Source organism: Pectobacterium actinidiae (assembly GCF_000803315.1).
Lineage (GTDB): Bacteria > Pseudomonadota > Gammaproteobacteria > Enterobacterales > Enterobacteriaceae > Pectobacterium > Pectobacterium actinidiae.
In genome coordinates this window covers 3,543,538-3,560,464 of record NZ_JRMH01000001.1, presented here as the reverse complement: position 1 = coordinate 3,560,464, position 16,927 = coordinate 3,543,538, and the positions used below count along the sequence as shown (strand labels likewise).

Genomic DNA, 16,927 nt, shown 5'->3' with positions numbered 1-16,927 from the left:
GGGTTGTGAGGTTAAGCGACTAAGCGTACACGGTGGATGCCTAGGCAGTCAGAGGCGATGAAGGGCGTGCTAATCTGCGATAAGCGTCGGTAAGCTGATATGAAGCGTTATACCCGACGATACCCGAATGGGGAAACCCAGTGTGTTTCGACACACTATCATGACATGAATCCATAGTGTCATGAGGCGAACCGGGGGAACTGAACATCTCAGTACCCCGAGGAAAAGAAATCAACCGAGATTCCCCCAGTAGCGGCGAGCGAACGGGGAGGAGCCCAGAACCTGAATCAGTTTGTGTGTTAGTGGAAGCGTCTGGAAAGTCGCACAGTAAAGGGTGATAGTCCCGTACACAAAAATGCACAGGCTGTGAGTTCGATGAGTAGGGCGGGACACGTGACATCCTGTCTGAATATGGGGGGACCATCCTCCAAGGCTAAATACTCCTGACTGACCGATAGTGAACCAGTACCGTGAGGGAAAGGCGAAAAGAACCCCGGCGAGGGGAGTGAAATAGAACCTGAAACCGTGTACGTACAAGCAGTGGGAGCCTACTTGTTAGGTGACTGCGTACCTTTTGTATAATGGGTCAGCGACTTATATTCTGTAGCAAGGTTAACCGTTTAGGGGAGCCACAGGGAAACCGAGTCTTAACTGGGCGTTAAGTTGCAGGGTATAGACCCGAAACCCGGTGATCTAGCCATGGGCAGGTTGAAGGTTGGGTAACACTAACTGGAGGACCGAACCGACTAATGTTGAAAAATTAGCGGATGACTTGTGGCTGGGGGTGAAAGGCCAATCAAACCGGGAGATAGCTGGTTCTCCCCGAAAGCTATTTAGGTAGCGCCTCGTGAACTCATCTTCGGGGGTAGAGCACTGTTTCGGCTAGGGGGTCATCCCGACTTACCAACCCGATGCAAACTACGAATACCGAAGAATGTTATCACGGGAGACACACGGCGGGTGCTAACGTTCGTCGTGAAGAGGGAAACAACCCAGACCGCCAGCTAAGGTCCCAAAGTCATGGTTAAGTGGGAAACGATGTGGGAAGGCATAGACAGCCAGGATGTTGGCTTAGAAGCAGCCATCATTTAAAGAAAGCGTAATAGCTCACTGGTCGAGTCGGCCTGCGCGGAAGATGTAACGGGGCTAAACCATGCACCGAAGCTGCGGCAGCGACACTTAGGTGTTGTTGGGTAGGGGAGCGTTCTGTAAGCCGTCGAAGGTGGTCTGTGAGGGCTGCTGGAGGTATCAGAAGTGCGAATGCTGACATAAGTAACGATAATGCGGGTGAAAAACCCGCACGCCGGAAGACCAAGGGTTCCTGTCCAACGTTAATCGGGGCAGGGTGAGTCGACCCCTAAGGCGAGGCTGAAAAGCGTAGTCGATGGGAAACAGGTTAATATTCCTGTACTCGGTGTTACTGCGAAGGGGGGACGGAGAAAGCTAGGTTATCCGGGCGACGGTTGTCCCGGTTTAAGCGTGAAGGTGGATGACTTTGGTAAATCCGGGTCATTGTTAACACTGAGGCGTGATGACGAGTCACTACGGTGATGAAGTAACCAATGCTACGCTTCCAGGAAAAGCCTCTAAGCTCCAGGTAACATCAAATCGTACCCCAAACCGACACAGGTGGTCAGGTAGAGAATACTCAGGCGCTTGAGAGAACTCGGGTGAAGGAACTAGGCAAAATGGTGCCGTAACTTCGGGAGAAGGCACGCTGGTGTGTAGGTGAAGTCCCTTGCGGATGGAGCTGAAACCAGTCGAAGATACCAGCTGGCTGCAACTGTTTAATAAAAACACAGCACTGTGCAAACACGAAAGTGGACGTATACGGTGTGACGCCTGCCCGGTGCCGGAAGGTTAATTGATGGGGTCAGCCGCAAGGCGAAGCTCTTGATCGAAGCCCCGGTAAACGGCGGCCGTAACTATAACGGTCCTAAGGTAGCGAAATTCCTTGTCGGGTAAGTTCCGACCTGCACGAATGGCGTAATGATGGCCAGGCTGTCTCCACCCGAGACTCAGTGAAATTGAACTCGCTGTGAAGATGCAGTGTACCCGCGGCAAGACGGAAAGACCCCGTGAACCTTTACTATAGCTTGACACTGAACCTTGAGCCTTGATGTGTAGGATAGGTGGGAGGCTTTGAAGTGTGGACGCCAGTCTGCATGGAGCCAACCTTGAAATACCACCCTTTAATGTTTGATGTTCTAACGTGGACCCGTAATCCGGGTTGCGGACAGTGTCTGGTGGGTAGTTTGACTGGGGCGGTCTCCTCCCAAAGCGTAACGGAGGAGCACGAAGGTTAGCTAATCCTGGTCGGACATCAGGAGGTTAGTGCAAAGGCATAAGCTAGCTTGACTGCGAGAGTGACAGCTCGAGCAGGTGCGAAAGCAGGTCTTAGTGATCCGGTGGTTCTGAATGGAAGGGCCATCGCTCAACGGATAAAAGGTACTCCGGGGATAACAGGCTGATACCGCCCAAGAGTTCATATCGACGGCGGTGTTTGGCACCTCGATGTCGGCTCATCACATCCTGGGGCTGAAGTAGGTCCCAAGGGTATGGCTGTTCGCCATTTAAAGTGGTACGCGAGCTGGGTTTAGAACGTCGTGAGACAGTTCGGTCCCTATCTGCCGTGGGCGTTGGAAGATTGAGAGGGGTTGCTCCTAGTACGAGAGGACCGGAGTGAACGCACCACTGGTGTACGGGTTGTGATGCCAATTGCATTGCCCGGTAGCTAAGTGCGGAAGAGATAACCGCTGAAAGCATCTAAGCGGGAAACTTGCCTCGAGATGAGTCTTCCCTGGACACTTGATGTCCCTGAAGGGCCGTTGAAGACGACGACGTAGATAGGCTGGGTGTGTAAGCGTAGCGATACGTTGAGCTGACCAGTACTAATGACCCGAGAGGCTTAACCTTACAACACCGAAGGTGTTTTGTGAGTGACTCATAAAAAACAATACTCAGCTTGTTCTAGGATTGGTTCTGATGGTTGTACAGAGAGAAGCGAAAGCGACCTGGTTACAACGGTTGGAATGAAACAGAATTTGCCTGGCGGCGATAGCGCGGTGGTCCCACCTGACCCCATGCCGAACTCAGAAGTGAAACGCCGTAGCGCCGATGGTAGTGTGGGGCTTCCCCATGTGAGAGTAGGGAACTGCCAGGCATCAATTTATACAGGTGCGCTGATATGGCTCAGTTGGTAGAGCGCACCCTTGGTAAGGGTGAGGTCCCCAGTTCGACTCTGGGTATCAGCACCAGTTATTTGGGTTAATGTTCGGCTTAAAAAAGAATTTACCTGGCGGCGATAGCGCGGTGGTCCCACCTGACCCCATGCCGAACTCAGAAGTGAAACGCCGTAGCGCCGATGGTAGTGTGGGGCTTCCCCATGTGAGAGTAGGGAACTGCCAGGTTTCAATTAAGAAAAAAGGCCATCCTTAGCAGGATGGCCTTTTTTCTATTTCTATTTCAGGATAGTAAATTCTTAGTTTTACCTGAATAGACTCACTTACCTTCCTATTAATCCACCTTATAATAACGTCATGTTTGTTGCTGTTTTATTTATCCGTATTTCAGTTAAGGATAATAAAGGTGCTGATTACGTTGTTACATTAATAAATTATTACAACCAGGAACTTTTTGCCTCAAGGTTTAAGTGCTGCTTTACTATAGCGGGCATCGTTTTATGCCCGGAAAAACAGGAGAATAAAATAGGATGACTGATCTAACGGAAAAAGCGAAAGATACGCGTCAGCGTATCCGAGCTATAGTTGGCGCTTCATCGGGTAATTTGGTTGAGTGGTTTGATTTTTATGTTTATTCCTTTTGCTCAATCTATTTTGCCCATATCTTTTTCCCTTCGGGAAATACCACGACTCAATTACTACAAACAGCAGGGGTTTTTGCAGCAGGCTTTTTAATGAGACCGATCGGCGGTTGGCTTTTCGGTTACATTGCAGACAAGCATGGTCGTAAAAATTCAATGCTAATTTCAGTCTGCATGATGTGTTTTGGATCTCTGGTTATTGCATGTTTACCTGGATATGAAACCATCGGCACCTGGGCTCCTTTTTTGCTGCTATTAGCCCGTTTATTTCAGGGGCTTTCTGTCGGTGGGGAATATGGCACTAGCGCAACGTATATGAGTGAAGTTGCCGTTGAGGGAAGAAAGGGATTCTATGCTTCTTTCCAATATGTCACGTTGATTGGCGGTCAACTGCTGGCGCTGTTAGTCGTTGTGATATTACAACAGATTCTGAGTGATGAGGATTTGCGTGCATGGGGATGGCGTATTCCTTTTGCCCTCGGCGCTATTTTGGCGATTGTTGCGCTTTATTTACGCCGCTCTTTGAATGAAACATCTGATAAAACGACTCGCGGACACAAAGATGCTGGCTCGCTTGCGGGTTTGTGGAAACATCGCCGCGCCTTTATTACTGTTCTGGGGTTTACGGCCGGTGGCTCTTTAGCTTTTTATACATTTACTACTTACATGCAAAAGTATCTGGTGAATACGGCAGGAATGGATGCGAAAACGGCTAGCGGGTTAATGACCCTCGCACTGTTTATTTTTATGCTGCTACAGCCGTTCTTTGGTGCGATGTCAGATAAGATTGGCCGTCGTAGCTCAATGCTCTGTTTCGGCGGGCTTGCGGCATTGCTGACGGTACCTATTCTGACGGTACTGCAGAGTGTGACAAGCCCTGTCATTGCCTTCTCATTGGTGATGCTTTCACTGATTATTGTCAGTTTCTACACATCCATTAGCGGCATTTTAAAAGCAGAAATGTTCCCGCCTGAAGTCCGGGCGTTGGGCGTAGGTTTATCTTATGCGGTTGCTAATGCGCTGTTTGGTGGTTCGGCAGAGTATGTTGCCCTGTCGCTGAAATCCTTTGGTATGGAAACGGCTTTCTTCTGGTACGTATCAGCGATGGGGGCGATTGCGTTTATTGTGTCATTGACGCTGCATCGCAGAGGCAAGGGTATGAAGCTTTAGTTTTCAGAACACTACCATAGCACCTGGCCGGTGGTTGCACTGGCTGGTTTCCAAAATGACAATAAAAAACCTCGGTTTCCGAGGTTTTTTTAAAGCATTGCACAGGTCTTAGAGAATACGACTAATGAGCCTGTCTATACGAATACGGCGCAGTCGTCGTATCAGCTTGCGGACTTTCACTGGATATTGTGCAATGCTCTCCAGTTCCGTATAGCTTTGTACGACGTGGGTATGTGTCCTGATCGTGTCCAGCTCGTCCAGACGTTGCTGCAATAGGATCTGCTGAGGATCGTGAATCAGGATGGCGTTTTCCAGATCCAGACGCCATGCGCGCGGGTTAAGGTTATTCCCCGTCAACAACTGCCACTTGTCATCAACCCACATGCCTTTCAGGTGGAAGCTGTTATCACCGTCTTTCCATAGCCGCACAACAAGCTGCTGATTCTCAATGTAGCGCTCCAGGCGGCTCAGAAAACGGCGAAGGTTGATCTCATAGAGATACGGTAACGCACCGATGATTTTGAAAGGCTGGTCTTCTGGAATATAGAAATCGTTAGCGGTCTTATCACCGATAATAATTTCTACTTTTTTACCGTCTCGCAATAGCCGAATGATATTTCTCACCAGCAGCGCTGGTAGGTTGAAATAAGGGGTACAGATAACCAAGTGCTCGTCAGCGCAATACATCAGGTGATGTATGGTCTTATTCAGCGGACTTTGTTTTCCTAACCCGACCAGTGGTGTGACGCTTAATTCGTTTGCATCTGCACTGTGTTCTGGTAGCTGATAACTGGCGGTGCGCAACGTTTGGCGGAACTGCTTGATATCATTTTTGATTTCGAGGCTTTTCGGGCGATCGGTATGATCTAAGCGCTGCACCGCCGGAGCCGACAGCATTGTCTGGATATATTGCACCATCGTATCGGCTAATGCCGGATTATGAATCAGCTGGTAGCGGTCATAACGGTACTTCTGGTGCTGATGCAGATAAACATCATTCAGGCTTGCCCCGCTGTAGATGACCGTGTCATCGACAATGAACCCTTTCAGATGCAGCACGCCCAACGCTTCGCGTGTGTTGACAGGAATTCCATAGATAGGGAAATGGGTGTCTGGATGTTTTTTCGCCATGTCGCAATACCAATCGGCATTGGTATTTTCTGCCGCAGCGCCGATCCTGCCGCGCTGAGCACGATGCCAGTCTACCAAAACACGGACATCCAGCTCTGGGCATTGTCGTTTGGCTTCATAAATTGCAGATAGAATCCCCATGCCGCCATCATCGCGCTCAAGATACAACGCCACGATATAAATGCGTTTTTTAGCACTCAGAATGGCGTTAATCAGCGTCGTGCGGAAAAGCTCAGGCGAATGCAACGTCTGAACATCATCTGCGTTCTGAGGAATTCTGGGCAGTTGTGCAAGGTGCTGTTGGTATTTATTGCGTTTAAAATTTGACAGCATCACAGCGCGTTTCTTCTCTCATTAGTTTATACCCACCATACTTCGAGCTGCACTAGGGTATATGACCTTCTGGTCATTATCAAAAGTTAAGGAGTAGCCGAATGGGCGATAATACCATTACTTTCCGGCTGTTGTGAGCCTGTTTTGCCATTGAATGGGTATCACCATTCCGGTTGCACGAGCTATGTCACGTCGTACTATCAAATCTTCAGCGGCAATTCCAGTGTCACAATTCCCTCTTCTAATTGTACGTCGATGTGAAAACCGAGCTTTTTGGACAGCTGTATCATGCCTTGATTATGCGGCATGGTGATGCCGGTCAAGCGGGAGAGGCCATGCGTTTTTGGCGTAATCAATCAGCTTTTCCAGCAACCGCCTGCCAAGGCCTAGCCCTTTCAGGTCGGATCGCACCAGCACGGCAAATTCCGCATCCGTATTATCTGGATCGGAAATCGCCCGCGTCACGCCAATAATTTCCGTCTCCTCACCGCGTTGGCGTACGGCAACGAATGCCATCTCACGATCGTAGTCAATTTGTGTCATATTGGCTAAGTCTTCGTGAGTAAATTCATTAATTTCGCTGAAATAACGGTAATACAGGTCTTCTTTCGTCACTCTTGCAATGAACGAACTGAGCAGTGGTTCATCTTCCGGCAAAATTGGCCGGAACAGACAACTATCACCATTTTTAAGGGTGACTGTTTCTTCCAACTCGTGTGGATAAGGGCGGATTGCCAGCCTTGATTGCGGATCGCCACTGAACGGCGTCAGATGTAGCGTGACATCCAGCAGCGTAAACGTATCCCCGGATGCCAGCAGAGGATGGATGTCTAACCGGGAAATTTCAGGGCAGTCGAGAGTCAGGTTGGAAACCTGAACTAGCAAACGGCTGAGTGCGGGAATATCCAGCGGACGAAGCGCGCTGTATTCTCGAATCTTGCCACCTTTCACCGCTTGCAGCACCAAATAGCGCGCCAGCGTCATATTCAGCGGAGGCAGAGCGACAGCCGCCTGTTTTTCTCGCCACTCAACGCCGCCTTCTCCTAGCATAATCAGTGGGCCGAAAACGGGGTCTTGCTCGACGGCAATCCTGAGCTCCTGCGCACCGGCGCGATTTGCCATGCTCTGTACCAGCAGGCCGTAGATACGTGCCTGTGGATAGGTGCGCTTCACGCGGTCAAGAATGGCATCTGCCGCCTGCTGGACTTCTCTGGCGGTTCGCAGGTATAGCATGACGCCCTGAACTTCTGATTTATGCGGAATATCTGGCGATCTCAGCTTAATCGCGACCGGATAGCCAATTTGTTCGGCGATATGGACGGCTTCTGCGCTGTCGCCAGCAATCCAGGTGGGGTAACGTATCTAAGCCGTAGGCTTGCAGGATCGGCTGAACTTCATGCGTGTCGAGCTGCGTCACGCCATCTGACAGTGCCTGATGAATCAGCGCATGTGCCTGACTGGCGTTGATGCCTAAATTCAGCGGCAGCGCCGGGGTTTCCTTTAGCTGCTTCTGATTACGTCGATATTCGACGATATGCATAAATGCCGTAACTGCACCTTCCGGCGTGCGATAGGTCGGAATGCCTGCATCGTTAAACAAGCGTCGTGCTTCCTGCGAGGAGAATTCGCCGCACCAGTTGGTCAGCAGCGTAATTCTTTTCCCACGCGGATGCTGTTGAAAGAGCGTAATCAATTGCGCGGCGCACTCGGTGCTGGGGGCGGCGGCGCTGGGTGCGTGAATGATCAAGAGCGCATCGACTTCATCGCTGTCCAGTAATACCGAAACGGCTGCCAGATAGCGAGCGGCTGTCGCGTCATCACGCAGATCGAGCGGATTGCCGATAACGACAGTTGGCGGCAGTGCTTCCTGTAGCGCTTGTCGTGTCGCCTCGCTGAGCTGTGCCAGCTTGCCTTGTCGGCTGAGGAGCTGATCCAGCGCCTGTGCGGCGGGCGATGCACCATTACTCACCAGCATCAAGCGTTCACCACGCAGCGGTCGCAGGTGGCTTAAGGTTTCCACCGCGGAAAAAAGCTCATGCGTATCCCGTACCCGAAGTAAGCCTGCGCGTTGAATTGCCGCATCATAGGCAGCATCCAGACCGTGGCGCTGGTCATTCAGCAACTGCTGTGCTTGCTGGCTACGCCCGCTTTTTATCACCAGTATCGGTTTATTCCGGGATGCGCTACGCGAAGCGGAAAGAAAGCGGCGCGCATCGCTGATGTGTTCCAGATGCAGCAGAATCGCACTGGTTTTGCCATCGCGTGCCAGAAAATCTAACAGGTCGTCGACATCGATATCCAGACTGTCGCCCAACGCGATGAAATAGGAAAAGCCAATACCGCGCTGCTGCGCCCAGTCCAGTATCGTGTTGGACACGGCGGCCGATTGCGAAATGAATGCCAGCTTGCCTTTCATAATCGGGACTGGGGAAAAGCTGGCATTCAGGCCTTGCCAGGGGGCGAGTAGCCCGAGGCTATTAGGGCCAAGTAGACGAATGTGGTAGCGCACGGCGCAGGCCTTTAATTCGCTGAACTGGGCCGGTGGTGCGGAGAGGATGATGACCGTTTTGCAGCCTTTCTGTCCCAGATCGTCTAACAGCGTGAGATTACGGCTGGCGTTGGTGCAAATCACGGCAAGATCGGGCGTCATGGGCAGGCTGGAGACAGTCGGATAGGCCAGCACGCCGCAGACGGCTCGATATTTCGGTGTAACAGGCAGCACGGGGCCGCTGAAATGGCCGTCCAGCAAGTTTTTCATCATCAGAAAACCCGCTCTTCCCGGTTTTTCGGACGCGCCGAGAACGGCGATAGACTTAGGGCGTAACAGTGCTTCCAATCCGCGCTGGCTCATGCGTCACTCCTTCACATCAATCCCCTTTGATACTAAACGCTTTCTGTCGGTTGTGCTGTGACGGTGTGTAAACTTTCTCGCAAGCTGTGGTGTGATTTCCCTGCCAGATAGTGTCGCCGGAAACGGTCAAAATGCTGTGATAGCGCGTCGGCCGCGACGATGTCCCCCGCCTGTGCGAGCAGGGCGATGGCAATTTCGGCGGTGCAGTGCTGCCCTGGGCTGCTGGCTTCACGCAGTTGATAGCGGGACAGTGCCTCTACATTCAGCGACAGGATCGGCAGGTTGTCCAGGTAGGGGCTTTTACGGAACATTTTACGTGCTTCCGGCCAGGTTCCGTCGAGCAAAACAAACAGGGCGGGTTTTTCCGTTGCGGGAAGCTGCTGAAACACCTGACGCCCTTCTTCCGCTGCATCGGCAAGGAAAACCAGATAGGGCTGAACGTCTGGGTTTTGCAGAGTCGCAAGCAATTCGGGGTCTGGTTCGGTGCGTGACCAGCTAAACGCCTGCGTCTCGGGAAGAATATCGGCGATAAGACGTCCGGTATTGCTCGGCTTTAACGGCTCGGTATCAAACATGATCAGACAGACGCGGCTGCGGGATTCCTGCACCTGAATGGTGTGACACAGGCAGTTGGTTGCGGGTAATAAACACTGCTGGCAGCGTACTACGCGGCAGCCACGGGCGCGAAACGGTTTGGTTGACTGCTCAAGACGTTGTTGGCGCAGGCGGAGTACGGCATTGTCCATGAAGGGACGGTTGACCATTAAAGGAGGGTTGATCATGAAATAGATGACGCCATGAGAGTCTGCAACGAACCTGCTTCGTTTTCATTATTGAGAAGCAGGTTCAGAAAGGCGACATTCTAATCGACAGACGGGTAGACCAAAAGGGTAGGAGGCAATAATCCCTCACGATCTTATCCCAATTCTCTACAGCGATTCGTCCAGCCAGCTCTCAAACTGTGCTTTTGGCAGCGCACCGTTGAGGATGTCGACCATCTGGCCTTGTTTAAAGATCATGAGGGTTGGAATACTGCGGATGCGGAAACGTGCGCTGAGTGCCGGTTCGGCTTCGGTATTGACCTTAATAAAGCGGATTGTCCCGCTACGCTCCTGCGCGACGTTTTCAAACACCGGGGCGAAGTTGACGCAGGGGCCGCACCAGGGCGCCCAGAAATCGACCACGACGGGAAGATCGTCCTGCAACAGCTTATCGAGCGTCGCTTCTGTGGCATTAATCACGTCACCGCTGAATAAGGTTTCTCCGCAACGACCACACTTTGCATGGTCATCAACACGCTCTTCTGGCAGGCGATTGGTTGTTTGGCAAGATCCACATACCGTATTCATAACAGGGCCTCAGATAAAAGGGCTAAAATAAAGATGTCGCTGATAAAATGTGCGCAATGCGGCATTGGAAAGTCAGCGGCATGTTGCTTAAGTGTGAATAAATTATGGTGGGGAGACATGATGGCAACAACGTGGTTTGCCCAATAGCTACAATAGCTTCTGACTGTTAGCGCTCTTTTACCACAAGCGTGTGGCTAAGCGGGTGTACATAAGGTAATCTTCGCGCCCAGCGCGTAGGTGGAGAAAACAATGAGCGATTCATTCAATAGTAAAAGTGGCAAAGTCCGTGTGATGTACGTCCGTAGTGATGATGAGGGCGAGAAAGAGAATAAAAACAAGCGCCCTGCTGACAAAGATCGCCGTGGCGATCGGCGTGACGGCAGTGGCTCTCGCGATCAACGTGAAAAGCCGAAGCATCCGCGTGATGTTAACCCGCGCTATGCCCGGGAAAATCCGTCTCGCGATGGCGATAGCAATGCTAAGTCGCCGTGGGGCAATAAAGATCGTAATGAACGCAGCGGTGATAAACCTCGTCGGCCGCGCGGTGACGATACCGGTGGTTATGAATCACCGTGGAAAACCGTGTCTCGTGCGCCAAGCGACAGCGAAACGCCGGACCATGGCGGTATCACTGGCAAGAGCCATATCGATCCCGAGCAATTGCGTCGCCAGCGTCAGGAAGAAACGCGTGTCTACGGCGAAAATGCCTGTCAGGCGCTGTTTAAAAACCGTTCTGAAGTGATTGTTCGTGCCTGGTTCCTGCAAGAAGTGACGCCGCGTTTCCGCGATGCACTGCGCTGGATGGCGGCAAACCGCAAGGCTTACCATGTCGTGGAAGAGGAAGAACTGATTAAGGCTTCCGGCACCGAGCACCACGGCGGCGTGTGTTTCCTGATTAAAAAGCGTCAGGGAATGGATGTGCGTGAGTATCTGAAAACGGCTGACGAGCACGACTGTGTACTGGCGCTGGAAGATGTGGGTAACCCACATAACCTCGGCGGCATTATGCGTAGCTGCGCGCATTTCGGCGTAAAAGGCGTGCTGGTGCAAGATGCGGCGCTGCTGGAATCCGGTGCAGCCGTGCGCACGGCAGAAGGTGGTGCGGAACACGTTAAAGCGATCAACGCTGACGATTTCCTGTCCGTGTTGACGGAATTCCGTAACGCAGGTTACACCATCGTGACGACCTCCAGCCATAAAGGCACGGCATTGTCGAAAGCGACGCTTCCGGCGAAAACTGTGATCGTGCTGGGTCAGGAAGGTGATGGTCTGTCGGATAGCGCCTGGCAACAAGGGGATGTGAAAGTCTCTATCGGCGGTACGGGTAAGGTTGAAAGTCTGAATATTTCCGTCGCGACGGGCATTTTGCTGTCCGAGTGGTGGCGACAGAATCAGGCCTGATAGTACGCGTCGACGCTCAGGGTGAATGGGCTCCCTGAGTCGGTGTCACCACGGATGAGAGAACGATTGATGAAGCAGAAAATTATTGCGTTATCGTTACTGTTGGGTACATTGCTGGTCAGCGGTTGTCACTCGCTGCCGCGCTCGTCCGTTGCCGCTGCGCCAGCCGCTGATGCGTGTCAGATTGGCGATAAGCAGATGCAAACCACGCTGTATTTTGGCTTGAATCGTCCTGCTGGCCAGGTGATTTCAGATGCCGAGTGGAAAGCATTTTTGGACGGTGAGGTTACGCCCCGTTTTAAAGAAGGGCTGACGGTGTTTGATGCCAAAGGACAATGGCTAGGGAATGATGGCGTGGTTGCCCGAGAGAACAGCAAGGCGCTGATGTTGATTCATGGTTCTGATAAAGAACGTGATATTGAAGCGTTGCGTACGACCTATAAATCACGGTTCGCGCAGGAATCCGTCATGCGGATTGATGCGCCCGTCTGCGTCGCTTTCTGATCCTTCATCAGCCCCTTTTCAGGGGCTGATGATTCTCATCTCACACGTATTACAGCACCAGTCCCGCTACTGCCGCCGACAGTAAACTCACCAGTGTAGAACCATAAACCAGCTTCAGGCCGAATCGCGATACCACGTTGCCCTGTGCTTCATTCAGCCCTTTGATTGCCCCCGCGATGATGCCGATTGACGCGAAATTAGCGAAGGAAATCAGGAACACGGACAAAATGCCCAGTCCGCGTGGTGACATCTCTGCGGCGATTTTCTTCAACTCGATCATGGCAACGAATTCATTTGCCACCAGCTTGGTCGCCATGATGCTGCCAGCGTTCAGAATATCGGAAGACGGAATGCCGATAAGCCATGCCAGCGGTGAAAAGACATAGCCCATAATCGCCTGGAAGCTAATGCCGAAGAGAGTGCTGAACAGCGCATTTACAGCGGCAATCAAGGCTACGAAACCGATCAGCATCGCCATAATAATCATCGCCACTTTAAAACCGGCAAGAATGTATTCCCCCAGCATTTCAAAGAAGCTTTGGTCTTCATGCAGCTTTTCCAGTTTCAATTCTGGTTCGTCGTCAGGCTGATAAGGGTTGATAATCGATAGAATGATAAAGGTGCTGAACATATTCAGAATCAGCGCCGCTACCACGTATTTGGCGTCCAGCATGGTCATGTAGGCGCTGATAATCGACATGGATACGGTCGACATTGCTGTTGCCGCCATCGTGTACATCCGTCGTGGCGACATATCGGCGAGGATGCCTTTATAGACGATAAAATTCTCTGACTGCCCGAGCATCAGCGTACTCACGGCGTTAAACGACTCCAGTTTCCCCATCCCATTCACTTTGGACAGCAGTGTACCGATCCCTTTAATAATCAACGGTAAAATGCGCCAGTGCTGCAAAATACCAATCAGCGCAGAAATAAAGACGATAGGGCAGAGCACATTGAGGAAGATAAAGGAAAGTCCCTGCGCATTCATCCCACCGAACACAAAATCGGTGCCTTGATTGGCGAAAGATAATAGCTTTTCAAACAAACCGGCAAAGGCGCTAATCGCGTTAAGTCCGATGCTGGAATGTAAAAGGAAATAAGCCAGCAGCACCTCAATCACCAGCAGTTGCACAATGAAGCGCAGTCGTATGCGTTTTCTGTCGTGACTGACGAGCAAGGCCAGTAAAAAAATGGCTGCCGTTGCTAAAACGAAATGTAAAACCTGTGACATAGAAGAACCACGTAATCCCCGAATAAAAGAGGCGCATTGTAATCGGAATGTGAAAATATGTTTATCCCGAATCTGTAAATCCTTATTCGCTACAGTGCTATCAGGATTAAGGTCGTCTGATTAATCAGGAAAAGGTGGGAAGGGTAAAAGAAGGTTCCCCTTCTGCCCGCTGTTGGCGGAAGGGGAAAGATAGATGGCGAGCGAATTAGTGCGCGCCGCCGCCTCCACCGCCGGTGGTAAAAGGCGGTTTAGCAAACCAGACCAGCACGAGCAGTACCAGAAATACCCCAGCAGCGGCCCAGAAGATCTCATTGGCGGAGATAATCAGTCCCTGCGCGGTAATCTGTTCCGCGATGTAGGCCGAGGCCTGTGTTTGGCTCATTCCCATCGCCTGAAGCTGCTGGTACGTTTCCTGCGCGATTGGATTATAGGGCGTGATAGATTCCGTCAGGTGCGCATGGTGTAGCGATTCACGCTGTGTCCAAAGCGTTGTGGTTAGCGACGTCCCGATCGATCCCGCCAGCGTTCGGGTAAAGTTCGACAGACTTGATGCTGCCGCTAAACGTTCAGGCGGAAGTCCCGACAGTGTGATGGTGGTCAGCGGCATGAAGAAGCAGGCGACGGCAAACCCCTGAACGAACTGCGGCCAGGCCGATGCGCCGAAATCCATACCCGGTTCGAAGGTGTACGCGCGCCAGTAAAAACAGACCGCATACATGATAAAGCTGAACGTCACGAGTTTACGCATATCCAGACGCGGCGCGAATCGACCGATAATCGGCGACAGCACGACTGGCATCAGCCCAACCGGTGCGGATGCGAGCCCGGCCCAGGTGGCGGTATAGCCATACACCTCCTGCAATAGCTGCGGTAAGAGCACGATCGCCCCGAAGTAAAACATGTAGGCAAGGCTGATACACAGACAGCCAATGGTGAAGTTGCGCGATTTAAACAGGGATAAATCCACCACCGGATGGTCGTCCGTCAGCTCCCAGACAATCAGGAAGGCGAGCGCAATCACCGCTACCACGGTCAGGGTGATGATTTCCGTCGAGTTAAACCAGTCCAGCTCTTTGCCCCGGTCGAGCATCATCTGAAGGCTACCGATACCGACAACCAGCAATGCCAGCCCGATAGTATCGATGGGCCTGATCTCGGTTTTGGTTTCCCGCCCGCGCAGCGTTTGCATAGCAATAAACACAACGGCGATGCCCAACGGAACGTTGATGAAGAATATCCAGCCCCAGTGGTAGTTGTCGCTAATCCAGCCGCCCAGAATCGGGCCACAGATCGGCGCGACGACCACCGTCATCGACCACAGCGCGAGGGCGATGCTGCGTTTTGCGGGCGGATAATTGCTTAGCAACAGACTCTGTGACAGCGGGATCAGCGGCCCGGCAACAATCCCCTGCAAGACGCGCGAGAAAATCAGCATTTCCAGGCTGGTGGATATTCCGCACAGCCAGGACGTCAGAGCGAAGAGTGCCGTTGACCATAAAAACAGGCGGACTTCCCCAAACCGTTTGGCCAGCCAGCCGGTAATAGGAATAGAGATAGCATTAGCGACCCCGAACGAGGTGATGACCCACGTTCCCTGTGAGTTGGACGCACCCAGATTACCGGCGATAGTCGGAATAGCGACGTTGGCGATGGTGGAGTCCAGCACCTGCATAAACGTTGCCAGCGACAGAGCAACGGTCATCCAGGCCAGACTGGCACCTTTAAGCGGTTCTCTCTGCACGTTTCTCTCCTGCCCGATTAACCGGCGTTCGCCTGAATAATGGTGCTGATTTCCTGATTAACAGGCGTGAGATCCAACGTCAGAGCATCGCTTTGGTAGGCTGGCGTGGCGCGTGAGGTTTCTGCTAACGCACTCCCTTCCGTATTGGCGGTATCGACATTAACCAGCGCGGACAGACCGATACGCAGCGGATGTTCAGCGACCTGCTTCGGATCGATCTCAATACGCACGGGCAGGCGCTGAACGACCTTGATCCAATTTCCCGTCGCGTTCTGCGCGGGCAGCAGAGAGAATGCGCTACCGGTACCCATATCAAGACCGACCACTTTTCCTTGGTACACGACATCGTCACCGTAGATATCCGCGATCACAGTAGCCGGTTGGCCGATGCGCATATTGGCTAACTGCGTCTCTTTGAAGTTCGCATCGACCCACAGGTGATTGGCAGGAACCACGGCCATCAGCGCGGAAGTCGAAGAGATACGTGCGCCAATCTGCACGCTGCGGCGTGAGACATAGCCGTCGATCGGGCTGACGATTTTGGTGCGCTGTAGCGCCAGCCAGGCATCGCGCATTTCTACGGAGGCTTGCTGTATGGCGGGTTGCTTCTCAAGCGGCGTATCCAGAATCATTGCCTGATTCGCCTGATATTGCTGTCTGGCGACTTCCAGTGCGGCTTTGGCGGTCGCGACGGCATCGCGAGCATGCTGCACTTCTTCACGCCCGATAGCATTGGCGCTGCCTAGCGCTTCCCGGCGGCTCAAGTCACTTTGTGCCTTGTTCAGCTCGGTTTGGCGCAGCTCAATATTGGCCTGATACTGCTTACTGTTGATGATCAACTGGTGCGTCTGGCGGACGCTGTTGGCCAGCCCGGTTTTTGCGCGTTCAAACGCCTGCTGGGCATCGGTCGGATCTAACTCCACCAGCACCTGTCCCTGCTTAACAAAATCGGTATTGTCGACGTTCACATGGGTGACGCTGCCGCTGACCTGCGCCATGATCTGAATCTGATTCCCCGCAACGTAGGCGTCATCGGTGCTTTGGTGGTGTCTGAGCACCAGGAACCAGTAAGCCAGCCAGGCACAGCCTAGTACGACGAAAATAAACGTCAGCAGTGATAACACGCGTTTGCGCTGCTGTTTTTTGTTTTTCTGTGGCGTCTGCGGCACCTGATTTTCCACACTTTCACTCATGCTGTTTTCTCTCTTTTCATTTTCTTTGTATCGGCTATCGCACCAGACACAGCAGTCTGGCGATAGTCGCAATGAATTCATTTTGCTGTGCGGCACGGGCGGCTTAAGGTCACCCGCCCGGCGCGTGAATTGCCGTTTTGCTAAGCCGCACACCGCAGTTGCAGAGAGGTTATGCCAATTTTTCGCAGCAAAACGCC

The 16,927-nt window shown here is 52.2% G+C and carries 9 protein-coding genes, 1 tRNA gene, 3 rRNA genes and 1 pseudogene; 7 read left to right on the top strand and 7 right to left on the bottom strand.

What is annotated here, in order from left to right:
- The first annotated feature begins 9 nt into the window (after positions 1-9).
- From KKH3_RS15370 to KKH3_RS15350, 5 genes are all read left to right on the top strand, one after another.
- Positions 10-2,916: ribosomal RNA gene (locus tag KKH3_RS15370) — 23S ribosomal RNA — on the top strand.
- Positions 2,917-3,047: 131 nt separating this feature from the next.
- Positions 3,048-3,163, top strand: a 5S ribosomal RNA gene (gene rrf / locus KKH3_RS15365).
- A gap of 18 nt (positions 3,164-3,181) precedes the next feature.
- Positions 3,182-3,257: transfer RNA gene (locus KKH3_RS15360), tRNA-Thr, on the top strand.
- A 37-nt stretch (positions 3,258-3,294) separates the two neighbouring features.
- Positions 3,295-3,410 (top strand): 5S ribosomal RNA (rrf, locus tag KKH3_RS15355).
- Positions 3,411-3,712: 302 nt separating this feature from the next.
- Entirely contained in the window at positions 3,713-4,993 is a 1,281-nt protein-coding gene (locus KKH3_RS15350; RefSeq protein WP_039361174.1) for an MFS transporter, read from the top strand.
- 108 nt (positions 4,994-5,101) lie between these two features.
- Here KKH3_RS15350 and pssA read toward each other — a convergent pair whose 3' ends face one another.
- The 4 genes and pseudogenes from pssA to trxC all read right to left on the bottom strand — a co-directional run bounded on the left by pssA (position 5,102) and on the right by trxC (position 10,657).
- Complete coding sequence (gene pssA / locus KKH3_RS15345) at positions 5,102-6,457, bottom strand: CDP-diacylglycerol--serine O-phosphatidyltransferase (RefSeq protein ID WP_039361172.1); 1,356 nt, start codon at positions 6,455-6,457, stop codon at positions 5,102-5,104.
- 200 nt (positions 6,458-6,657) lie between these two features.
- A pseudogene (locus KKH3_RS15340) lies at positions 6,658-9,308 on the bottom strand (bifunctional acetate--CoA ligase family protein/GNAT family N-acetyltransferase).
- A gap of 32 nt (positions 9,309-9,340) precedes the next feature.
- A complete protein-coding gene (locus tag KKH3_RS15335) occupies positions 9,341-10,054 on the bottom strand; it encodes a tRNA-uridine aminocarboxypropyltransferase (protein ID WP_039362502.1) in 714 nt (237 codons plus the stop codon).
- Positions 10,055-10,237: 183 nt separating this feature from the next.
- Complete coding sequence (gene trxC / locus KKH3_RS15330) at positions 10,238-10,657, bottom strand: thioredoxin TrxC (protein ID WP_039361170.1); 420 nt, start codon at positions 10,655-10,657, stop codon at positions 10,238-10,240.
- Positions 10,658-10,906: 249 nt separating this feature from the next.
- Between trxC and KKH3_RS15325 the strand changes: the two genes are divergently transcribed.
- On the top strand, positions 10,907-12,058 hold the full coding sequence (locus KKH3_RS15325) for a tRNA/rRNA methyltransferase (RefSeq protein ID WP_039361168.1): 1,152 nt from the start codon (positions 10,907-10,909) through the stop codon (positions 12,056-12,058).
- Between the two features lie 69 nt (positions 12,059-12,127).
- On the top strand, positions 12,128-12,562 hold the full coding sequence (locus KKH3_RS15320) for a DUF3574 domain-containing protein (protein WP_039361165.1): 435 nt from the start codon (positions 12,128-12,130) through the stop codon (positions 12,560-12,562).
- A 49-nt stretch (positions 12,563-12,611) separates the two neighbouring features.
- Here KKH3_RS15320 and KKH3_RS15315 read toward each other — a convergent pair whose 3' ends face one another.
- From KKH3_RS15315 to emrA, 3 genes are all read right to left on the bottom strand, one after another.
- Complete coding sequence (locus KKH3_RS15315; protein ID WP_039361163.1) at positions 12,612-13,796, bottom strand: NupC/NupG family nucleoside CNT transporter; 1,185 nt, start codon at positions 13,794-13,796, stop codon at positions 12,612-12,614.
- 205 nt (positions 13,797-14,001) lie between these two features.
- On the bottom strand, positions 14,002-15,537 hold the full coding sequence (gene emrB, locus KKH3_RS15310; RefSeq protein WP_039361161.1) for a multidrug efflux MFS transporter permease subunit EmrB: 1,536 nt from the start codon (positions 15,535-15,537) through the stop codon (positions 14,002-14,004).
- Positions 15,538-15,554: 17 nt separating this feature from the next.
- Positions 15,555-16,730: a multidrug efflux MFS transporter periplasmic adaptor subunit EmrA gene (gene emrA, locus KKH3_RS15305; RefSeq protein WP_039361158.1), complete on the bottom strand. Its 1,176-nt coding sequence runs from the start codon at positions 16,728-16,730 to the stop codon at positions 15,555-15,557.
- Positions 16,731-16,927: the final 197 nt, after the last annotated feature.

Bases quoted from the DNA above. Each gene is read 5' to 3' on its own strand.
- KKH3_RS15350 (WP_039361174.1), top strand. From the start codon at position 3,713: ATGACTGATCTAACGGAAAAAGCGAAAGATACGCGTCAGCGTATCCGA.
- pssA (WP_039361172.1), bottom strand. From the start codon at position 6,457: ATGCTGTCAAATTTTAAACGCAATAAATACCAACAGCACCTTGCACAA.
- KKH3_RS15335 (WP_039362502.1), bottom strand. From the start codon at position 10,054: ATGGACAATGCCGTACTCCGCCTGCGCCAACAACGTCTTGAGCAGTCA.
- trxC (WP_039361170.1), bottom strand. From the start codon at position 10,657: ATGAATACGGTATGTGGATCTTGCCAAACAACCAATCGCCTGCCAGAA.
- KKH3_RS15325 (WP_039361168.1), top strand. From the start codon at position 10,907: ATGAGCGATTCATTCAATAGTAAAAGTGGCAAAGTCCGTGTGATGTAC.
- KKH3_RS15320 (WP_039361165.1), top strand. From the start codon at position 12,128: ATGAAGCAGAAAATTATTGCGTTATCGTTACTGTTGGGTACATTGCTG.
- KKH3_RS15315 (WP_039361163.1), bottom strand. From the start codon at position 13,796: ATGTCACAGGTTTTACATTTCGTTTTAGCAACGGCAGCCATTTTTTTA.
- emrA (WP_039361158.1), bottom strand. From the start codon at position 16,730: ATGAGTGAAAGTGTGGAAAATCAGGTGCCGCAGACGCCACAGAAAAAC.